Source organism: Streptomyces sp. AM6-12, from assembly GCF_044327085.1.
Lineage (GTDB): Bacteria > Actinomycetota > Actinomycetes > Streptomycetales > Streptomycetaceae > Streptomyces.
Genome location: NZ_JBIQWN010000002.1, coordinates 669,626 through 689,394, shown reverse-complemented (window position 1 = coordinate 689,394; position 19,769 = coordinate 669,626). Strand labels below are relative to the sequence as shown.

Below are 19,769 nucleotides of genomic sequence, written 5' to 3'. Positions count from 1 at the left end.
GTGTCCGCGTTTCGTAAGGACCGACAGTCCGTTATGCCCGGTTCGCGTTCGTAGGGTGAGAGGCATGACGATCTCTTCTCCGTCCGTCGACGTGGTGCTGCCCTGTCTGGACGAGGCCGAGGCCCTGCCCTGGGTGCTCGGCCGGATCCCGGCGGGCTGGCGTGCTCTCGTCGTCGACAACGGCTCCAGCGACGGTTCGGCCCGCATCGCCCGGACGCTGGGCGCCACCGTGGTGGACGAACCGCGGCGCGGCTTCGGTGCCGCGTGCCATGCCGGGCTGACCGCCGCCACGGCCGGCATCGTGTGCTTCTGCGACTGCGACGCCTCGCTGGACCCGGCCCTGCTGGTGCCCTTCGTGCAGCGGATCCAGGAGCGCAGGGCCGATCTGGTGCTGGGCCGCAGGCGCCCGGTGGCCCGAGGGACCTGGCCGGTGCACGCCAGGGCCGGGAACCTCGCGCTGGCGCGGATGCTGCGCCGCCGCACCGGTCTTCGGCTGCACGACCTGGGGCCGCTGCGTGCCGCCCGGCGCGAGGCGCTGCTCGGGCTGGGTCTCACCGACCGGCGCAGCGGGTACCCGCTGGAGATGGTGGTACGTGCCGCCGACGCCGGCTGGCGGATCGCCGAGTACGACGTGCCGTACCTCCCCCGCACCGGTACCTCCAAGGTGACGGGCACCTGGACCGGTACCTGGCACGCGGTGCGGGACATGCGCCGGGTGCTGACCGAGGCCCCGGCCCGCGCCCAGGAGAGGACGGCGCAGTGACCACCTTGCTCGTCATCGCCAAGGAGCCCCGTCCCGGCAGGGCCAAGACCCGGCTGACCCCGCCGTTCAGCCCGCCGGAAGCGGCGCGGCTCGCCGAGGCGGCGCTCGCCGACACCCTGCACACCGTGGCGCGGACACCCGCGTCCCGGCGTGTCCTCGTGCTGGACGGGACACCCGGCCCCTGGCTGCCGCCGGGCTTCGAGGTCGTACCGCAGTGCGCGGGCGGCCTGGACGAGCGGCTGGCGGACGCCTTCGCGCACTGCGCCGGCCCCGCACTGCTGATCGGCATGGACACCCCGCAGGTCACGCCGGAGCTTCTCACGGTGGACTTCACCGACTGCGACGCGTGGCTGGGCCCGGCGCGGGACGGCGGGTTCTGGGCGCTGGGGCTGGCCGAGCCCGACCCGGCGCTGCTGCGCGGCGTCCCCATGTCCACGCCGGGTACCGGCGCCGCGCAGCGGGCCCGGCTGACCGCAGCCGGGCTGCGGGTGCGTGACCTGCCCCGGCTGCGGGACGTCGATGTCGCCGCCGACGCTCGGGCGGTCGCCGCGCTGGCCCCGCGCGGCCGGTTCGCCGCCGAGATGGCCCGCTGCGCCGCGGGGCTGCCCCGATGAGCGGCTCCGTCGCCTGGGCCGCCGCCGACCCGTACGCCACCGCGCTGCGCACCGGCCGGGGTCCGCTGTTCCTGCGCCGGGTCGACGGCTGGCTGCTGCCGCTGGAGGTGGAGCGCTGGTGCGGCCGGGCCGATGCGGTCGACCTCGCGGTGCTGGACCGCTGCGAGGGCACCGTGCTCGACGTCGGCTGCGGGCCGGGAAGGCTGGTGGCGGAACTCGCCGCCCGAGGCCGTCCCGTGCTCGGCATCGACGTCAGCGACGCGGCCGTGGCGCACACCACGGGGCTCGGCGGTCCGGTGCTGCGCCGCTCGGTGTTCGAGGCGCTGCCCGCCGAGGGCCGCTGGGGCACCGTGCTGCTGATGGACGGCAACATCGGCATCGGCGGGGACCCGGCCGCGCTGCTGGAGCGGGTGGCCGCGCTGCTTCGGCCGGGCGGCCTGCTGATCGCGGAGACCGTGCCGGTGGACGTCGATGAACGCGCTCACGTCGAGGTGGTCGACGTGAGCGCGGGGCCGGGCGCCGGCGGTGCCCCGTTCCCGTGGGCCCGGCTCGGCACCCCGGCCCTGCTGCGCCATGCGCGCCGGGCCGGGTGGCGGCGCGTCGCTCACTGGGGCGCGGGCGGCCGGTGCTTCGCCGCCCTGCGCACCCGCCACGCCAGCAGCACGGCGGAACCGCCGAACAGTACGGCGGTGATCAGCAGCCAGCGGGTGAGGAAGCCGTCCGGCGACAGACCGGTCGCCGATCGGTAGCGCTCGGCCGTCATACCGCTGATCAGCGGGAACCACACAAGGAGCAGCAGCGCGGACAGCACGGCCGGGACCCGTACGTAAGGGGTCCAGCCGCGCCGTCCGGCCGCCGCGAGACCGTGGGTCACCGCCCGGTCGGCCGCCGCGTACAGGGGCACCAGCACGAGGTCGTGCAGCAGGGCGGCGCCCACGATCCACAGCGCCACCGCGCGCCAGTCGCCGGCCAGCAGCCGGATCCCGGCGTAGGCGGCGAGCGCGAAGGAGCAGGCGAGCAGCAGCAGTTGGAAGGGGCTGCCGAGCGCGAGGCGCATCCGGCGGGACGTCATCACAGGGCTCCGAAGGTCAGCCGGGCCACCCATTTGGTGTTGAGCACACCGGGTGCGGCGGGCACGATGACCCGCGCCGGGTGGCCGTGGTCGGGGGACAGTTCCTCGCCGTTGACGTAGAGGGCGAGCAGGGCGCGCGGATCGGCCACCTGGTTGGCGCGCAGGGCCGCGCGGCGGAAGGCACCGTGTCGTTGCAGGGACTCCACCAGCACGTCCGGCGGATCGCCGTCGTAGCCGACCAGCGCGGCCAGGTCGCGCAGCCGTACCCCGCGCCACCACTGGTCGGCGGTCGACCAGCCCTCCACACAGGCGATGGGCAACGAGGCACTGTGCAGCGGCAGTCGGAGCAGCTCGGCGCGGCTGAGGCGGACGGTGCCGGTGCGGCCGGTGACGACGAGCCGCCAGGCGTCCTCGTGGGTGTCGGCCGTGGTGGTCCCGGCGTAGGCGGCGGTCTTGTTGATCTGGAAGCCGTTGGGGCCGCCGTTCGGATCGGCCGTGCCGTGGGGTGCGAGCAGGGCGGCACGGCGGAAGGGGCCGCCGAGGCTCTGTCCGACCGTGGTCAGGAGCAGCAGCAACGAGCCGCCGCCGACCAGTCCGAGAGCGCCGCGCCGGCTGACGGTGGGCGGATCGGGGCGCGGGGCGACCAGGGTGTCGGGTGCGGGCGTGCCGCCTTCCTCGGGTTCGCCGCGCAGCCGCCGTCGTACGGTGCGCAGCGCCTTCGGCGTCTTGAGCGCGGCGTGGGCGGCGAAGGCCGCGAAGAACACCCAGGCGCCGTAGAAGTGCAGCGGGTAGAAGGAGCCCGGAAAGACGTAGTCCAGCTGGATGTTGAGCACGCCGGTGGTGAACTCGAACAGGCCGCCGCCGACGAGCAGCAACAGGGAGACGCGTTCCAGGGCGTGGGCGACGGAGCGGGCCGGGGGCAGGGCGAACAGCCGGGGCACCACCGACCACAGCTTGGCCAGCAGCACGGGGATCAGGGTGATCCCGAGGGTGACGTGGACGCCCTGGGTGAGGCGGTACAGCCACACGGGGTCGGTCGGCCAGGCGAACAGGTAGAAGCCGAGCAGTCCCTTGTCCGGCGTCGTGTCGTTCACGGGGGACAGGTTCGGGTTGTAGGCGGCGTACGACACCAGGCCGGTCACGAACAGGACGGTGACGCCGACGAGGAGGACGAGGCCGAGCACCGAGGTGAACCACGGGCCGCGCAGGGGGCTGCGCCAGAAACCCGGTGAGCTGGGGAGGCGGTCTTGGTCGCGCATGTGCCGACCGTAAGCCGCAAGACGTCCGGGACAGGCGGTACGGCCGGTGACGAAACCCTGACGTCCGGCCTGGACGGCGGCCCGGCGCCGCCCGCCCGGCCTAGCGTTCCGGGTGTGACCCTCCTTCCCCACCGAGACCCCGCTCCCGGCCCCGCGGCACATCCCTCCCGTGCCGGGCGACGCGATCTGTACGCCGCCGCTGCCGCCGCCCTGCTCGTGACGGCGGCGGTCCTGGTCGGCCGCCATATCCAGGCCGTGCACCGAACGCTGTTCGTGCACTGGCCCCCGCTGTTCGCCGACTGGGACCCGCACGCCGGCCCCGGCACCCCCGCCGCACTGGCCGTGGCGGCGGCGACCGTGGTGCAGGGTCCCGTGCTCGCGGCCCGGCTGCCCTGGCGCGGGCTGCTCGCGGCGGCCTGGGCGACCGCGCTGGCGTGGATCGTCTCGCTGGCGCTGGTGGACGGCTGGCAGCGGGGCATCGCCGGCCGGCTGACCGCCCGTGAGGAGTACCTCCGGGTGATCGGCCGCTTCCACGACATCCCGGCCGCCCTGCACGACTTCACCCGGCACATCGTCAGCGGCACACCCCGCCCCTGGCCCGCCCATGTCGCGGGGCATCCCCCGGCGGCCACGCTGACCTTCGTCCTGCTCGACCGGATCGGGCTGCGCGGCGGCGGCTGGGCCGGGATGTTCTGCGTTCTCGTCGGCGCGAGCGGATGCGTGGCGGTGCTGATCGCCGTGCGGGCCCTGGCCGGCGAGGCGCTCGCGCGGCGGGCGGCCCCGTTCACGGTGCTGGCCCCGGCCGCGGTCTGGCAGGGCGTCTCCGCCGACGGCTACTTCGCGGCGGTCGCCGCCTGGGCACTGGCCCTGCTCGCCCTCGCCCTGACCCGGCGCTCCCCCTGGGCGGCGGCCGGCGCGGGCCTGCTGTCCGGGCTGACCTGCTACCTCTCGTACGGCCTCACGCTTTTCGCCCTCGTCGGCGCGGTGGTGCTCCTCCTCGCCCGGCGCGAACTGCGCGCCCGGCCCGTCCTGTTGCTTCCCCTGTTCGCCGGGCTGGCCGTCGTGCCGGTGGTGTTCACGCTCGCCGGTTTCAACTGGTGGCACGGCTACCAGCTCCTGACGATCCGCTACTACCAGGGGGTGGGCGGTGTGCGCCCCTACGGCTACTGGGTGTGGGCGAATCTCGCCTGCGCCGTGCTCATCACCGGACCGGCCACCGCGGCGGGCCTGCGCCGCACCGGTGCCGAGCTGCTGCGCCGCCGTACCGGCCCGCGGGCCCGGCTCGCCCTCCTCGTCTGCGCCGCGCTGCTCGCCCTGCTGGCGGCCGACCTGTCCGGCATGAGCAAGGCCGAGACCGAGCGGATCTGGCTGCCCTTCGCGCTGTGGCTGCTGCCCGCCTGCGCGCTGCTGCCCCATCCCCGGCCCTGGCTCGCCGCCCAGGCCGTGCTCGCGCTGCTGCTCAATCATCTGCTGCTGACCGGCTGGTGACGGCGGTCCTTCCGGCCCGCGGCCCTGCGGGTGCCGGGGGCGTGGTGCCGTGGGCATCATGGGATGTGGACATCCGGGCCGTACCGCTCGGCGGGATCCGGGCCGTATCGCTCGGCGGGAACGGCGCCCCGGAAAGGGTTGAGGCCGATGATCTCCGAGATGGTTCTCGTCCGCATGGACGACGCCGCGCTCCACGGCGACCTCGTGGTCCAGGCATCCTCGCGCGCGGTGGTGCTGTTCGCGCACGGCAACGGCAGCTCCCGGCACAGCACCCGCAACCGGACCGTGGCCGCCGAGCTGCGCACGGCCGGGTACGGCACGCTGCTGCTCGACCTGCTCAGCGAGCGGGAGGAGCGGCACGACGCGCTGAACGGCGAGCACCGCTTCGACATCCCGCTCCTCGCGCACCGTCTGGTGGGCGCGATCGACTGGCTCGACGAGCAGCCGGACACGCGGGGCACGCCGGTGGTGCTGTTCGGCGCGGGCACCGGCACCGCCGCCGCGCTGACGGCCGCCGCCGAACGTCCCGACCGGGTGCTGGCCGTGGTGTCGCGGGACGGGCGGCCCGATCTGGCGGGCGAGGCGCTGGAGAAGGTGCGGGCGCCGGTCCTGCTGGTCGTCGGCGGGCAGGACCACGAGGTGCTGCGGCTCAACCAGGACGCGGCCCGGCGGCTGCGGGCCCCGCACGCCCTGCACGTCGTACCGGACGCCACCCATCTGTTCGAGGACCCGCGCGCGCTGGCCCAGGTCTCCGAGGCGGCCAGGCGGTGGTGCGACGAGCGGCTGCGGGCCGTGCGGGAGGAGCGGGAACGGGGGCCGGTGACCGGGAACGGGGGCCGGTGACAAAGACGCACGGGAGTGAGGCGTAGGCGGAGACGCACAGCGGTGAGTCCGCGCCCCGCTTACCTGCCGGCCCCGCTCCCGAACCCCCGGTCCCGCTTGCCAGTCCCCTTCCCCGCTCAGGTTCCCCGCTCAGGTCCCCCGCTCAGGCGGGCTCCGGCCTCCCGAACAGGTCCGCGTAGTCGACCGGGAGCCGGGCCAGCAGGCCGTCCAGCTCGCCGCCGGGGACGGAGTCGGCGACGGTGGAGAGCACCGCGCCCGCGTCCCACTCCGCCGTGCGCGGCCGGGCGCCGGTCTGCTGGGCCACCCGCCGCAGGAACTCCTCCCGGCCGAAGGACTCGGCGCAGCCCCGGTCCCGGTGCAGGGCCTCGTCCAGCGGTGCGGGCAGCCGCGCCGCCAGCTCCTCGGCCTCCTCCGGGGTGATCCGGGTGGCCAGCGTCCACAGCACGGCCTCGCTGACGTGCTCGGCCTCCTCCTCGCTCCGGTACTCCCCGCGGTCCTGGACCCGGGTCAGAAACTCCGCCAGCCGCACGGTGACCTCCCGCTGCCGAACGCCGTCCCCCTCACCACCGTACGGCCGTGAAGTCCACGGGACGCGGGCGCAGGGTGCTGGTGTGCTCGGTCAGGGCGCGCAGGCGGCGGGACATCTCGGCGGCGGGCAGGTGCCTGCGGTCGCCATGGCCCGGCAGGACCCACTCGAAGCGCAGCCGGTCCGCGGTCCGGGCCAGTGAGGCGGCCAGCTCCTCGATGGAGTACCAGGTCACGCAGTCCACGACGGCGAGGTCGCCGAGCGAGCGCGACCAGTGGAAGCTGTCGCCGCTGAAGCAGTACCGGTCGTCCGCGAGGTAGAGCACGCTGCCGCGGGTGTGGCCGGGCAGCGGATGCACGGTGACGCCCGGTCCGACCTCCACCGGGTCGAGGCCCCGGATGACCTGGTCCGCGTCGGGCGCGGCGTCGAGGTCGCCCTCGTGGATCCACAGCCGGGCGCCGAGGTGGTCCGCCCAGCGGCGGCCGTGGGCGGCGTGGTCGCGGTGGGTGAGCAGCACGTCCGTGATGCGGCCCGTGGCCGTGTACCGGCCGGCCAGGGCGGGGCTCCAGCGGGGGGTGTCGATCATCATCTGGGTGCCGTCGGGGCGGCGCAGCAGATAGGAGTTGGCGGCCGCGGTGCGCGGCGAGTTGTGACCGCACAGCAGCACGCCGTCGTCCAGGGCCAGGGGGAACGGGTCGAGTGCCTGGTCGACGCGGCCGGTGGCGGGGCGGATCGAGCGGGTGTGGCAGGCGAACACGGCGGCGTACAGGCGCCGGTTCTCGTCCTCGGTCGCCGGTTGGCGCACGATCCGGGACGTGCCGTTCTCCTCGGCGATCAGGTCCGGCGCCAGTTGCCGGGCGACGTCGCAGTTGGTGCAGCGGTCGTCGACGTACCAGCCGTCCACAGGGGCTCCTTCCGCGGGGCGCGGCCCGGTGCGGGCCGCCGTTCAAGGATGACCCGCCCGAACCGGGACGGGTAGGGGCGAACAGTCTTGTATTTCCCGGATGCGACGCTCTGACCAGCAAAGAGAACGAGCCAGAAGTGACGTGATCGGCGTGGTCCCATTGCACGGACGTGCGGCTGCGATGAAGGTCGAGGGGTGAGTACGTTCTCCCCGCAGCACCGTGCTGCCCCCGCCCCCGAACGGCCCGGCCCGTCCCTGCGGGGACCCGAGCGGCGGGCCTGGCCGCCCGGCGTCCAGCGGGCGCTCGTCCTGTTCGGCGCCGTCCGGCTGGCCGGGGCCGGCCTCGTCGTCCTGGTGAACCTGCTCACCGGCCGGGCGATACTCAAGGGCCTGGCCCACTCCTGGGACTCCGTCTGGTACCTGCACATCGCCACGCACGGCTACGGCACCCGCGTGCACATCACCGACTCGGGCGCGGTGCAGACCGACTGGGCGTTCTTCCCGCTGTATCCGGGGCTCATCCGGGCGCTCGACTGGATCCCGCCGCTGACGCCGGGCGTGGCGGCGCTGCTGATCGCCTGGACCGCGACCGCGCTGGCCGTCGTCGGCATCTACGCGATCGGGTACCGGCTGTACGGCCGCGCGGTCGCCACCGCCATGGTCGCCCTGTGGGCCGTGCTGCCGCACTCGGTCGTCCTCACCCTCGCCTACACCGAGCCCCTGTTCATCGCGCTCGCCGTCTGGTGCCTGTACGCCCTGCTGGACGAGCGCTGGCTGACGGCCGGCGCGCTCGCCGCGCTGGCGGGCCTGACCCGGCCGAACGGCTACGCCGCCGCCGCGGCCGTCCTGGGCGTGGCCGCCCTCGACGTCGTACGGCGGCGGGGGCGGGTGCCGCTCGGCCTGTGGGCCGGTGCCCTCGTCGCCCCGCTCGGCTGGACGGCATACCTGCTGCTGGTGGGGGAGCGCACGGGCGCTCTGCTGCGCGGCTACTTCCAGGTGCAGAGCGCCTGGGAGTCGCGCTTCGACGGAGGCCTGGGCACCCTGCGCTTCCTCGCGACGGTGCCGGTCACCGACGGTGTCGTCTACCCGGTGGCGCTGGTGGTCGTGGCGGTCGGCGTCTTCCTGTTCGTCCGGCTGTGCCGGGAGCGCGTCCCGCCGGCGCTGCTGCTGTACACCGCCGCGCTGCTGCTGCCGGTCGTGCTCGTCTCGGGCCCCTTCGAGTCCAAGCCGCGCTTCCTGCTGCCCGCGTTCCCGCTGCTCGTCCCCGCGGCACGGGCACTGGTCCACCGGTGGCGCACCGACCCCGACGCCACCCGCAGGCTGTGCGGGTACCTCGCCGCCTTCTCCCTGCTCTACGGCACCTATCTGGCGACCTTCGCCAACCACTCCCCCTGATGGCCGGGCCCGCCGCCGCGCGCTTCCCCGTTGCTCCGAACGGGGCACGGGGATGCTCCGTTCGGGTGTGAGCGTCAGCCGTTCGGCCGTGTCCCGGCCGCCGGCGGCTCCGGCGGCCACCCCGGTGCCGCGAGGATGTCGGATGACTGACGTCGGCGAACCTGCGAGCGCCGGGAGGCGTACCAGCTGTGAGCATTCTGAACGAGCCCAAGGGGCCGGCCGACACCTACGACAGTGAGGTGCCGGTGCGGCGCAAGCAGCCCGGCAATGTCGTGGTGCGGTGGCTGACGACCACCGATCACAAGACGATCGGCACGCTGTACCTGGCGACGTCGTTCGGGTTCTTCCTGGTCGGTGGCCTCATGGCGCTCATCATCCGCGCCGAGCTGGCCCGTCCGGGGCTCCAGATCGTCTCCAAGGAGCAGTACAACCAGCTGTTCACGATGCACGGCACCGTGATGCTGCTGATGTTCGCGACGCCGCTGTTCGCCGGTTTCACCAACTGGATCATGCCGCTCCAGATCGGCGCGCCCGACGTGGCCTTCCCGCGGCTGAACATGCTCGCCTACTGGCTGTACCTGTTCGGCTCGCTCATCGCAGTGGGCGGCTTCCTCACCCCGGACGGCGCGGCCGACTTCGGCTGGTTCGCCTACGCCCCGCTGCACAGCGAGGCGTTCTCGCCCTATGTCGGCTCCGACCTGTGGATCATGGGGCTGGCCTTCTCCGGCTTCGGGACGATCCTGGGCTCGGTCAACTTCATCGCCACGATCATCTGCATGCGCGCTCCGGGCATGACCATGTTCCGCATGCCGATCTTCGTATGGAATGTCCTACTGACCGCTGTTCTGGTGCTCCTGGCCTTCCCCGTGCTGGCGGCCGCGCTGTTCGCCATCGAGGCGGACCGCCAGTTCGGCGCCCACGTCTATGACTCGGCCAACGGCGGGGCGCTGCTGTGGCAGCACCTGTTCTGGTTCTTCGGACATCCCGAGGTCTACATCATCGCGCTGCCGTTCTTCGGGATCGTCTCCGAGATCATTCCGGTCTTCTCCCGCAAGCCGATGTTCGGTTACATGGGCCTGATCGCCGCGACGATCTCCATCGCCGGTCTGTCCGTGACCGTGTGGGCGCACCACATGTACGTCACCGGTGGTGTGCTGCTGCCGTTCTTCTCCTTCATGACCTTCCTGATCGCGGTGCCGACCGGGGTGAAGTTCTTCAACTGGATCGGCACCATGTGGAAGGGCTCGGTGTCCTTCGAGACCCCGATGCTCTGGGCGACCGGCTTCCTCGTCACGTTCCTCTTCGGCGGTCTGACGGGAGTGATCCTGGCCTCGCCGCCGATGGACTTCCATGTGTCCGACTCGTACTTCGTGGTGGCCCACTTCCACTACGTGGTCTTCGGTACGGTCGTGTTCGCCATGTTCGCCGGCTTCCACTTCTGGTGGCCGAAGTTCACCGGCAAGATGCTGGACGAACGCCTCGGCAAGATCACCTTCTGGACGCTGTTCATCGGCTTCCACACCACCTTCCTCGTCCAGCACTGGCTGGGCGCCGAGGGCATGCCACGCCGGTACGCCGACTACCTGGCCGCCGACGGCTTCACCGCCCTGAACACGGTCTCCACCATCGGTTCCTTCCTGCTGGGCCTGTCGATGCTGCCGTTCCTCTACAACATCTGGAAGACGGCGAGGTTCGGGGTGCCGGTCGGCGTGGACGACCCGTGGGGCTACGGCCGTTCCCTGGAGTGGGCGACCTCCTGCCCGCCCCCGCGCCACAACTTCCTGACCCTGCCGCGGGTCCGCAGCGAAGCCCCCGCGTTCGATCTGCACCATCCGGACATCGCGCTGGCCGAGGCCGAGGCACAGGGCGCGGTATGAGCGACCCGACTCTGCGGCCGGAGGTCGCCGAGGGGGAACTGGGCAACCAGGTGGAGGGATACCTGCTCTGGCAGGCCCGCATCGCGGAGGCGGAGCAGCGCGCGAGGGAGTTCGTCCGGCCGATGGACTGGCTGACGACCTCCCAGCGCACCGAGATCGAGCAGAGCTACGTCGAGGACGCCCTGCGCCGCGCCAGGAAGGACCTGGAACGCATCGCCGCCCGCTGCGCCTCGCTGCGCGCCGAGTACGAGAACCGGTACCGGGAACTGCGGCGGCGGTGCGTGGCCTGGACGCTGGGCCTCTGTGCGGGGCTGGCGGCGGCGGTGACGCTGCTGCTGCTTCGCTGACGGAGCCGCCGCCCGCGGTCAGTGGTGCCGGTGGGCCGCGGCGATCATTCCGTAGGTGACCAGGCCGTAGGCCAGGTGCGGGAGGGCGTCCGCGGTCCAGTCGGCCGGGGACCACGCGCGGGGGTCGCTGACGCCGAGACCGGCCATCGGGGCGTCGGTCAGGGTCATGGCCAGGGCGCCGGTGGCGGGGCCGCCCAGCCAGCCGGGCGGGCGGAGGCCGGCCCGGTGGAGCAGGGCGACGGCGGCGCCGGTGCCGACCCCGACGGCGATGCCCGTGAGCGCGCCGAGACCGGACAGCCGGTTCCCCCGGTCCTCCGTCTCCGGGACCGGGTGCCCCGCCTTCTCGGTGACCTTCTCCACCACGTCTTCGGGCGCGCCGCTGGAGGGCCGGCCGCGCAACGCCATGTCCAAGTAGGTCATGGCGTTCAGTGCGGTGGTACCGGCGGCCCCGGCGGCACAGCCGCGCACGATGCTGCGGAACATGGGCCTCCGGGTACCGCCGGGCGACCGGTGCGAAACGTCACCGCGAGCGGGGGCACACCGGGGCCCGTGCCCTGGTGTGCCCCCGTGGAGCGGTGCCCGGTGTCAGCGGCTGTGGCGCGCCGGGTCACGTTCGCCCGCGGCCTGCGCGGGGACGGTGCCGGGGGCCTCGGCCGCCCGGTCCCCGTGGCCCGGCCACCAGGCCGCGTGGCCGATGAGCGCGGTGAGGCTCGGCGTGAAGAACATCGCCATGACGAACGCGGCGATCGCGATGCCGAAGGAGACCGCGAAACCCATCTCGGTGAGCAGCGAGTTGCCGGCCAGCATCATGGTGGCGAAGGTCGCCGCCAGGATGAAGCCGGCCGCGGCCACGGTCGGCCCGGCGTGCCGCAGGGCCTGGCCGGCCGCCTCGCGCGGCTCGCGGCCCTCGCGGGCCTCCTCGCGCAGCCGGGCGATCATCAGGATGTTGTAGTCGGTGCCGATGGCGACCACGAACAGGTACATGATCACCGGGAGCATGAACATCAGACCGGAGTGCCCCTCCCCCTTCTGGAAGATCCACACCGTGGCCCCGAGGGTGGCGCCGAAGCCGAGGCCCACCGAGGCCATCAGGTACCAGGGCGCCACGACGCTGCGCAGCAGCAGGCCGAGGATGATCATGATGAGGACGGCCGCGACCGGGAACACCGTGCGGTAGTCGTGGTTGACCGCCGTGTCGATGTCCTTGTAGATCGAGGACATGCCGCCGACCAGCGCCCCGGTGCCGGCGGGCGCGTCCGCGTGCGCGACGTCGCGCACCCGCTGCACCGCGTCGATCGCCTGGTCCGTGGACGCCTCGTACTTGAGGGTGACGGTGAAGTCCGCGGTGGTGCCGTCCTTGTTGAGCTCGGTCATCCGGGCGCTCGCCACGCCGTCGACCGCCCCCAGCTTCTTGGCGTACCCGGCGAAGGCGCTCTTGTCGAGCGGCTTGCCGCCGGTGCTGGAGAGGAAGACGTCGGTGGGCGCGGCGGCACCGGCCGAGTACGCCTTCTGCATCCGGTCCTGGACGACCATCGACTCCTTGGTCTTGGGCATCGAGCCCGAGGCCAGGTCGAAGGTGGCCTTGTAGCCGAGCGTGCCCGCCGACAGCGCGAGCAGGACGAGGCCGGAGGCGACGGCGGTGAGCGCCGGGCGGCGCCGTACCGCGCGGCCGAGCGCGGCGAACCGGGCGTTCTCCGGCTCCTTCTGCCAGGACTTGGAGGGCCAGAAGACCTTCGGGCCGATGAGGGAGACCACGGCCGGGATCAGGGTGAGACCCGCGACCAGGGTGGCGGCGACCGCGATGGCGAGCGCGGGGCCCATCTGCTTGAGGAAGCCGAGGGTGGACAGGACCAGCGCGAGGAAGGCGATGATGACGGCGCCGGCGGCCGAGGCGATGGCCTCGCCGACCCGGCCGACCGCGTTGACCATGGCCTCCTTCGGCTCGTCACCGGCCCTGAGGCGTTCGCGGTAGCGGAACATCAGGAACAGGAAGTAGTCCGTGCCCACGCCGAACAGCACCACGATCAGGATGGACGAGATCGAGCTGTTGGCCTGGAGCCCGAACAGCTTGGTGGCGTAGGCGATCAGCCCGTTGGCGACGGCCGAGACCAGGCCGATGAGGACCAGCGGCAGGACGGCCAGGATCGGCGCCCGGAAGATGATCAGCAGGGTGACCAGGATGATGGCGAAGGTGCCGAACCCGATCAGGGCCTGGCCGCGCTTGGAGGAGTCCTGCTGGTCGAGGGCCTGCGCGGCGGAGCCGCCCAGTCTGACGTCGAGATGGGTGCCCTTGGCCAGTTGCTTGACGTCCGCGCGCAAGGTCTTGGCGGCGTCGGCCTGTTTGGGCTGTCCCGCGTTCTTGCTGTCCATCTGGACCAGGGTCATGGCGTACCGGCCGTCCTTGGACGGCGGGCCGGGGACCACCTTCTGTACCTGGTCGATCTTCTTCTGGCCCAGCTCGGTGGTGATCCGGGCGACGTCCTTCTGGTCGGCGGCGGTCAGCCGGCCGCCGTCGGTGCGCTGGTAGAGCGCGATCGCGGACGGGGTGAAGGCGCTGGGGAACGCCTTCGACTGGAGGTCCGCGGCTTTGATCGACTCGTAACTCTTGGGCAGAAAGCTGCTCTCGTCACTGTTCGAGGGCAGGCCGGGGGCGGTGGCGACGACCGCCACCGCGGCGATCAGCCATGCCACGATCGTCCAGACGGGATGTCGGACGACCGTGGCGCCAATACGTCGGAACATGCGGGAGGGTCCTCCTGTGAAGGAAGATCACCGCAGCCCGGGGAGCGGTCCCTGGCATCGATGACCCCGACCGGCTCAGGTCCGCCGAGCCGGTCGAATAGTTGTCTCTGAGGATCACATCGTAATGACCAATGATGCGATCTTCGTACCGGATATCGCGGTCCCCTACCGTGTCTCAAGCGGATCAAACCGCTCCGGGAATCCGCCAGATGAACACCTCGGTGCTGGGCACGCGCTCGGCGAAGCGACCCGCCGGTGAGACCCCGGCGAGCAGGGCACGCAGGTCCGCCTCGAAGGCGCCCAGGCGGGGGCCGAAGAGGGGCGGGGTGGAGGAGGAGTGCGAGAGGGTCCAGGCGACGACGTCGTCGGCGGTGCGCTCCAGCACCCGGCCGCCGGGCACGACATGGCGCTCGGGACCGAGGAAGCCGGCCGCCGCCAGGATCTCCGCCTCGTCGCCGGGAGTGCCGCGCGGCAGCAGCCCGCGCCCCGCGCGGCGGACCGGCCCGAGGTACTCCCTGACCAGTGCGGCGATGCTCTCGCGGGGCACGGCGGGGTACGGCGATCCCGCGGCCGGGTGCCGCTCGCCCTTCAGATCGGCGAGGTGGAGCAGCGCGCCACCGGGCCGGAGCATCCCGCCGACCGTGCGGGCCACCCGCGCCCGGTCCGTCCAGTGGAAGGACTGGGCGAAGACCACGGCGTCGAACAGCTCGAGCCCGGCCGGGAGTTCCTCGGCGCGCAACCGCACCCAGCGGGTCCGCCGGGCCACCCCCGCGGCGGCGGCCCGGCGTTCGGCCGCGCGGATCATCTCCGGGTCGGGATCGATGCCGACGGCCTCGCGGAACAGGGCGGCGAGCGGGACGGTGACGGTGGCCGGACCGCAGCCCACGTCGAGCAGCCGGCCGCGGCCGTCGGCGGGCAGCGCCCCGGCGAGCAGCGGCACCAGGCCGGGGGCGTACGGCAGCCTGCCGCGCTCGTAGTGCTCGGCGGCTCCCGCGAACAGGGTCTCGTCCCACTCCCAGGTCACGTCACAGCCTTTCCTGCGGGGGCCGTTCCAAGGGAGCGGCTCGGGCCGGGGTCGGTCCGGTTCGGTCCGGTTTCGATCCGGGCGGCAGTGAACCAGGCCGGGAGCGGCGGAGTCCACGGCGTTTCGGCCGACGCGCCGGCGAACGTGGTCCGGGGCGGTGTCGAGGCGGCCCAGGACGGCCGGGGTGGTGCCGGCTCGGTCGAGTGTCTCGGCGATGGTCGCCGCGGGATGGCCGCGCTCAAAAAGACCGGGCTGTCGTGCGGCGCGAAACGGGCGGATCCGGGGTTCAATCCGGGGAGAGACCGCAGCACTTCGCCGCCCCAGGAGGACGCCATGCGCGTCGCGATCACCGGGTCCCATGGGCTCATCGGTTCCGCCCTCGTCCGTTCGCTCTCGCGGGACGGGCATCAGGTCGTCAGGCTCGTCCGGGAGGGGGCGGGGCACGGGTCGGGGGACGGCGGCGAGGCGGTGACGTGGGATCCGGCCGGGGGCGGGGTGCGTCTTGAGGGGGTGGACGCAGTGGTGCATCTGGCGGGGGCCGGGGTCGGGGACCGGCGGTGGAGCGCGTCGTACAAGCGGGAGATCCGGGAGAGCCGGGTGCGGGGCACCCGTGCCATCGCGCGGGCGTGCGCCGGCGCGGAGGTGCCGCCGCGGGTGCTCGTGTCGGCGTCCGCGACCGGCTACTACGGGGACACCGGCGGGCGGATCGTGGACGAGGGCGCACCGGCCGGGGACGACTTCCTGGCGTCCGTCTGCGCCGAGTGGGAGGCGGCGGCCGACCCGGCTCGGGAAGCCGGGATCCGGGTGGTGCATCCGCGGACCGGGCTGGTGGTCGCGGGCGGGGGCGGGGCGTTCGGGAGGATGCTGCCGCTGTTCCGGCTCGGGCTGGGCGGGCGGATCGGGTCCGGCACGCAGTACTGGCCGTTCATCTCGCTGGCCGACCACATCGCGGCGCTGCGGTTCGCCCTCACCGCCGGGGCGCTGTCGGGGCCGGTCAACTTCACGGCTCCCGAGCCGTTGACAGAACGCGAGATCACGCGGGTGATGGCGCGGGTCCTGCACCGCCCGGCCGTCCTCCCCGCACCCGCCATCGCGCTCCGCGCCGCGCTCGGGGAGTTCGCGGCGACCCTCATGTGCAGCACCCGCGCCGTCCCGGCGGCACTGACGCGGGCGGGCTTCTCCTTCGCCCATCCCACCTTCGAACAGGCGCTGCGGTCCGTGCTCTGAACCGCCGTCACACCGACGGGCGGCGCGCCGCCCACGGAGAGCCGCGCACCGCCCGCGCCGTTCACCTCAGCCGGTCGCTTTCAGTGGCGGCCACCTCCCTGGCGCGGGTGGTGGCCCGTGGCGCGGTGCTGGTTCCAGGAGACCTGGTCGACGAGGCGGCCGCGGTCGTTGCGCAGTTTGGCGGTGTCCGACTTGTCCCAGACCTGGGAGCGGCGGTCCTGGTAGAGGTCGGACCGGGTGTCGCGGCCGACGCCGGTGTGGACGCGGACCGTGGCGCGGGCGCCGAGGGAGTAGTGGTGGAAGGTGAAGGTGTGGCCGGCGGCGTCCGACAGCGTCCAGCCGTTCAGGTTCACCGCCTTGCGCGAATGATTGCTGACGGCCACCCACTGCTGGTTCAGCTCGGTGTTGTTACGGGCGCCCCGGCCCGTGCTGTCGTACCGCACGGTGCTGATGTACACCACGCCGTGCGAGCGGCCCGAGTGGTGGCCGGCGGCCGCGGCGGGCAGCGCGGCGGCGCCGACGACGGCCGCCGCGACGGCGGTGGCGGCGGTCAGCCGCCGGACGTTTGTGAGAACGGAAACGGACACAGAGGTCCCCCTTGTGCGCATGGTGCTGTGCATGGTGCGTGGTCCAGATGACGGCCGGGTGACCGCACCTCCACACTGTGCAAGCCGCCGACGGGATCCCGGGTGGAAAACAAAATGCATTGCCGTCCCGGTATCTTCCTTTTGCCTGGGGTAGGAACAGATTGACCTTTTGTTCGGAGGACGCCTTCTGTTCGGAGGACCCCGTGTGCCGCTTGTTCGGGCTGACCAGCGCTCCCCGTCGCACCCGTGCCACCTTCTGGCTGCTGGAGGCGCCCGACAGCCTCAGCGCGCAGAGCCACCGCGAGCCGGACGGCACCGGCCTCGGGTACTACCGGGCCGACGGCACACCCGAGGTGCACAAGGCGCCGATCGCCGCCTACGAGGACCGGGCGTTCGCCGAGGAGGCACGGGAGGTGGAATCGGCCGCCTTCCTCGCGCACATCCGGTACGCCTCGACGGGCGGCCTGGACGTGCGCAACACGCACCCCTTCGAGCAGCGGGGCCGGCTGTTCGCGCACAACGGGGTGATCGAGGGGCTCGATCTGCTCGACCGTCACCTGGGCGAGGACCGCGCCCTGGTGCACGGCGACACCGACTCCGAGCGGTTCTTCGCCCTCGTCACGCGGGAGACCGAGGCACACGGCGGTGATGTGTCCGCGGGGCTCACCGCCGCGGCCCGCTGGGTCGCCGGGAACCTGCCGCTGTTCGCGCTGAACGTCATCCTCGTCACGGCCGGCGAGTTGTGGGCGCTGCGCTATCCGGACACCCACGAGCTGTATGTGCTGGAGCGGCCCGCGGGCGGCCATCACGGGTCACGGCACCTCGACCACACCGGCCGGCACGGACGGCTGCGGGTGCACTCGGCGGCGCTGGCCGACCTGTCGTCCGTCGTGGTGGCCAGCGAGCCCCTGGACGAGAGCCCGCACTGGCGGCTGCTGGCCCCCGGCGAGCTGCTGCACGCCGGCCGCGACCTCCAAGTCACCTCGCGCGTCCTGCTGCCCGACCCGCCGGCGCATCCGCTCACCCTCGCCGATCTGCGCCCCGACGCGGCGGCCTCGCAGCGGCCCTCCTGACGGCGCCCGGCTCAGGAGTCCGAGTCCGGCTTGTCCCTGGCCTCCGCGTACGCCTCGGACGGCGTCATGGAGACCCCGTTGAGGGTGACGGTCTTGTAGGGGCTGACCTTGGCGCACGCCTTGGCCTCGTCGGCCGTGGAGGCGTGGGCGTTGGCGACCGCCGTCTTGGTGTCGGAGGTGCCGCCGGAGGAGCCGCCGGGGAAGGTGGTGCCGCTCGCCCAGTCGCCGCCGATGACCAACGTCAGGCCGGTGCCGGTGCCCTGCTTGAGGTGTGAGCCGGACAGCCCGAGCGCCTTGGCGACGGTCTGAGCCTCGCCCTTCTGCCCGGTGCCGTAGGTGAGCGTGGTGGTCGCCGACGGGCTCGGCGCGTTGGCCGTGGTGGTACCGGAGCTGAAGCCCTGGTCGGTGAGCACGGTGGCGATGTCGGAGGCCCGGCCGGTGACGGCGGTGCCGTTCTCGACCGTCACGGCGATCTGCGCGGCGGGCACGCTGGGCGCGGTGGCCTTCTTGGTGGCGGCGGCCGCCGCGCTCTTGCCGCCGGAACCGGTGGTCAGGGACTGGTCGTTGGCGATGGCGGCGAACAGCGCCTTGGCGCCGGGGCCCACCACCACGCGGTTGTCGTTGGCCGGGTCGGCCGCCGTCTGCATGGTCGTGAAGGTCATCCGCTTGGTGGGGACCTTGTTCACGTCCGCGGCGAGTCCGATCAGCTTCTTCACCGTGTCGAGGCCGTTGTCCACGGTGAGCGCCTTGGTGGCGGCGTCCGCGAGGTCGTAGACGGCGCCGGGGTCGGTGAGGGTGCCCGCGCTCTTGAACTTGCGGATCATCGAACTGAGGAAGATGTGCTGGGAGATGGTGCGGCCCAGGTCGCTGCCGTCGCCGAAGCCGTGCCGGGAGCGCACGAACTCCAGGGCCGCGACGCCCTTGAGGGTGTGGGTGCCCTTGGACAGCTTCAGATGCGAGTAGGTGTCGTAGACGTTGTCGCTGACACACACCGGGACGCCGCCGACCGCGTCGGACATCTTGACCACACCGGAGAAGTCGAGCTTGACGAAGTGGTCGATGGTGATGCCGGTGAGCTGGTGCACGGTCTGCGCCTGGCAGGCGGGGCCGTACTGGAGGGCGCTGTTGATCTGGCCGTAGTAGCCCGCGGTCGACTGCCCGTTCACCGGATTCTTGCAGGCCGGAACCTGGGTCATGGTGTCGCGCGGGATGCTCATCACGGTGGCGTTGGAGCGGTCGGCGGATATGTGCACCACCATCTCCACGTCCGCGTTGCTCCCGGTCTGCACCCCGGTGTGCGCACAGCCGCCGCCCAGCTCGCAGTCCGCCGCGCTGGTACGCCCGTCCGATCCCATCACCAGGATGTTGATCGGGGTGCGGCCGAACGCGTCGGGCTTCTCGGTGCCGCCCTTGCCGTCGAGGGAGAAGCTCTGGATGTTGCCGTTCAGGTGGTCGTAGAACCACCAGCCGGCACCGGCGGTGACCACGATGAGCGTGGACACGGATATCGCGGCGATCTTCAGCACGCGCTTGGCGCGCGGCACCGGGCGGGCCCTGCGGGCGCGTTTCGCGCTGCGGGAGCGGGCGGCCGCACGGGCCGCGGCCCGGCCGCCCTGGGGGCGGTCCTCGGCGGGTGCCGCCTCGGCACCGGCACCGTCCGGCTCGGGGGCCCGCTGGCCGGGCACCCGTCGGTCACGGCGGCGCGTGGCCTGGCCGGCCGGCCCGTCCCACGGGTCGCTCATCTCCCACTCCCCTGAACGGTAGGGCCGGGCCGTCGACGCTGCGGCCTGGCATGCGCGGTGGTGTACGAGGCGGTGACGTGCCGCCCCACCTTGATTGCGTAGTTGCGCAATCTAACAAACAAAGGTTCCGGTACGGCAGGGATGCACACGAGATTCACAGGTGAGGCACCTCATCGCACCGGCGAGCCCTGGGCGGGGCGGTACGGCAGCCGGAGTCTACGCGCCCCGTCTGTGAGCGGAGCGTACAGGCGCGCGCTCTTACCCAAGCCTGGAGCCCGGTGAACGC

Annotated in this window: 18 protein-coding genes; 10 read left to right on the top strand and 8 right to left on the bottom strand. The window is 72.9% G+C overall.

Going from position 1 to position 19,769, the window contains the following annotated elements; all coding sequences use genetic code 11:
* The first annotated feature begins 64 nt into the window (after positions 1-64).
* From ACE4Q9_RS31500 to ACE4Q9_RS31490, 3 genes are read left to right on the top strand one after another with little or no spacing between them, the layout of a single operon-like run.
* Positions 65-763: a glycosyltransferase family 2 protein gene (locus ACE4Q9_RS31500; protein ID WP_397987916.1), complete on the top strand. Its 699-nt coding sequence runs from the start codon at positions 65-67 to the stop codon at positions 761-763.
* Entirely contained in the window at positions 760-1,377 is a 618-nt protein-coding gene (locus tag ACE4Q9_RS31495; protein ID WP_397987915.1) for a DUF2064 domain-containing protein, read from the top strand. The genes ACE4Q9_RS31500 and ACE4Q9_RS31495 overlap by 4 nt, the downstream gene beginning before the upstream one ends.
* On the top strand, positions 1,374-2,126 hold the full coding sequence (locus tag ACE4Q9_RS31490) for a class I SAM-dependent methyltransferase (RefSeq protein ID WP_397987914.1): 753 nt from the start codon (positions 1,374-1,376) through the stop codon (positions 2,124-2,126). Before ACE4Q9_RS31495 ends, ACE4Q9_RS31490 begins: the two co-directional genes overlap by 4 nt.
* Positions 2,127-2,448: 322 nt before the next feature.
* Here the strand turns inward: ACE4Q9_RS31490 and ACE4Q9_RS31485 are convergent, their stop codons facing one another.
* Positions 2,449-3,708: a molybdopterin-dependent oxidoreductase gene (locus tag ACE4Q9_RS31485; RefSeq protein ID WP_397987913.1), complete on the bottom strand. Its 1,260-nt coding sequence runs from the start codon at positions 3,706-3,708 to the stop codon at positions 2,449-2,451.
* 114 nt (positions 3,709-3,822) lie between these two features.
* On the opposite strand from ACE4Q9_RS31485, the gene ACE4Q9_RS31480 reads away from it, so the two are divergent.
* Positions 3,823-5,196, top strand: a complete 1,374-nt coding sequence (locus ACE4Q9_RS31480) for a hypothetical protein (RefSeq protein WP_397987912.1) — start codon at positions 3,823-3,825, stop codon at positions 5,194-5,196.
* A 147-nt stretch (positions 5,197-5,343) separates the two neighbouring features.
* The gene (locus tag ACE4Q9_RS31475; protein ID WP_397987911.1) at positions 5,344-6,039 is read left to right on the top strand and encodes a dienelactone hydrolase family protein; all 696 of its coding nucleotides are present in this window, start codon (positions 5,344-5,346) and stop codon (positions 6,037-6,039) included.
* 142 nt (positions 6,040-6,181) lie between these two features.
* On the opposite strand, the gene ACE4Q9_RS31470 is transcribed toward ACE4Q9_RS31475, so the two are convergent.
* Together ACE4Q9_RS31470 and ACE4Q9_RS31465 are read right to left on the bottom strand one after the other, a co-directional pair.
* Positions 6,182-6,568 carry a DUF2267 domain-containing protein gene (locus ACE4Q9_RS31470; protein ID WP_397987910.1) on the bottom strand — a complete coding sequence of 129 codons (387 nt, stop codon included), beginning with the start codon at positions 6,566-6,568 and terminating at the stop codon, positions 6,182-6,184.
* A gap of 31 nt (positions 6,569-6,599) precedes the next feature.
* Complete coding sequence (locus tag ACE4Q9_RS31465) at positions 6,600-7,469, bottom strand: MBL fold metallo-hydrolase (protein WP_397987909.1); 870 nt, start codon at positions 7,467-7,469, stop codon at positions 6,600-6,602.
* 195 nt (positions 7,470-7,664) lie between these two features.
* On the opposite strand from ACE4Q9_RS31465, the gene ACE4Q9_RS31460 reads away from it, so the two are divergent.
* From ACE4Q9_RS31460 to ACE4Q9_RS31450, 3 genes are all read left to right on the top strand, one after another.
* A complete protein-coding gene (locus tag ACE4Q9_RS31460; protein ID WP_397987908.1) occupies positions 7,665-8,864 on the top strand; it encodes a hypothetical protein in 1,200 nt (399 codons plus the stop codon).
* A 188-nt stretch (positions 8,865-9,052) separates the two neighbouring features.
* Positions 9,053-10,741 carry a cytochrome c oxidase subunit I gene (ctaD, locus tag ACE4Q9_RS31455; RefSeq protein WP_397987907.1) on the top strand — a complete coding sequence of 563 codons (1,689 nt, stop codon included), beginning with the start codon at positions 9,053-9,055 and terminating at the stop codon, positions 10,739-10,741.
* Positions 10,738-11,088 carry a cytochrome C oxidase subunit I gene (locus ACE4Q9_RS31450; RefSeq protein WP_397987906.1) on the top strand — a complete coding sequence of 117 codons (351 nt, stop codon included), beginning with the start codon at positions 10,738-10,740 and terminating at the stop codon, positions 11,086-11,088. Before ctaD ends, ACE4Q9_RS31450 begins: the two co-directional genes overlap by 4 nt.
* Before the next feature lie 18 nt (positions 11,089-11,106).
* Here the strand turns inward: ACE4Q9_RS31450 and ACE4Q9_RS31445 are convergent, their stop codons facing one another.
* From ACE4Q9_RS31445 to ACE4Q9_RS31435, 3 genes are all read right to left on the bottom strand, one after another.
* Positions 11,107-11,571: a hypothetical protein gene (locus tag ACE4Q9_RS31445; protein WP_397987905.1), complete on the bottom strand. Its 465-nt coding sequence runs from the start codon at positions 11,569-11,571 to the stop codon at positions 11,107-11,109.
* A 102-nt stretch (positions 11,572-11,673) separates the two neighbouring features.
* Positions 11,674-13,830, bottom strand: a complete 2,157-nt coding sequence (locus ACE4Q9_RS31440; RefSeq protein ID WP_397987904.1) for an MMPL family transporter — start codon at positions 13,828-13,830, stop codon at positions 11,674-11,676.
* Between the two features lie 184 nt (positions 13,831-14,014).
* Complete coding sequence (locus tag ACE4Q9_RS31435; RefSeq protein ID WP_397987903.1) at positions 14,015-14,854, bottom strand: class I SAM-dependent methyltransferase; 840 nt, start codon at positions 14,852-14,854, stop codon at positions 14,015-14,017.
* 333 nt (positions 14,855-15,187) lie between these two features.
* On the opposite strand from ACE4Q9_RS31435, the gene ACE4Q9_RS31430 reads away from it, so the two are divergent.
* Positions 15,188-16,081: a TIGR01777 family oxidoreductase gene (locus ACE4Q9_RS31430; RefSeq protein ID WP_397987902.1), complete on the top strand. Its 894-nt coding sequence runs from the start codon at positions 15,188-15,190 to the stop codon at positions 16,079-16,081.
* An 80-nt stretch (positions 16,082-16,161) separates the two neighbouring features.
* Here ACE4Q9_RS31430 and ACE4Q9_RS31425 read toward each other — a convergent pair whose 3' ends face one another.
* Entirely contained in the window at positions 16,162-16,668 is a 507-nt protein-coding gene (locus ACE4Q9_RS31425; protein WP_397987901.1) for a lamin tail domain-containing protein, read from the bottom strand.
* Positions 16,669-16,871: 203 nt separating this feature from the next.
* Between ACE4Q9_RS31425 and ACE4Q9_RS31420 the strand changes: the two genes are divergently transcribed.
* A complete protein-coding gene (locus ACE4Q9_RS31420) occupies positions 16,872-17,741 on the top strand; it encodes a class II glutamine amidotransferase (RefSeq protein ID WP_397987900.1) in 870 nt (289 codons plus the stop codon).
* Positions 17,742-17,752: 11 nt separating this feature from the next.
* On the opposite strand, the gene ACE4Q9_RS31415 is transcribed toward ACE4Q9_RS31420, so the two are convergent.
* Complete coding sequence (locus ACE4Q9_RS31415) at positions 17,753-19,483, bottom strand: LCP family protein (RefSeq protein ID WP_397987899.1); 1,731 nt, start codon at positions 19,481-19,483, stop codon at positions 17,753-17,755.
* Positions 19,484-19,769: the final 286 nt, after the last annotated feature.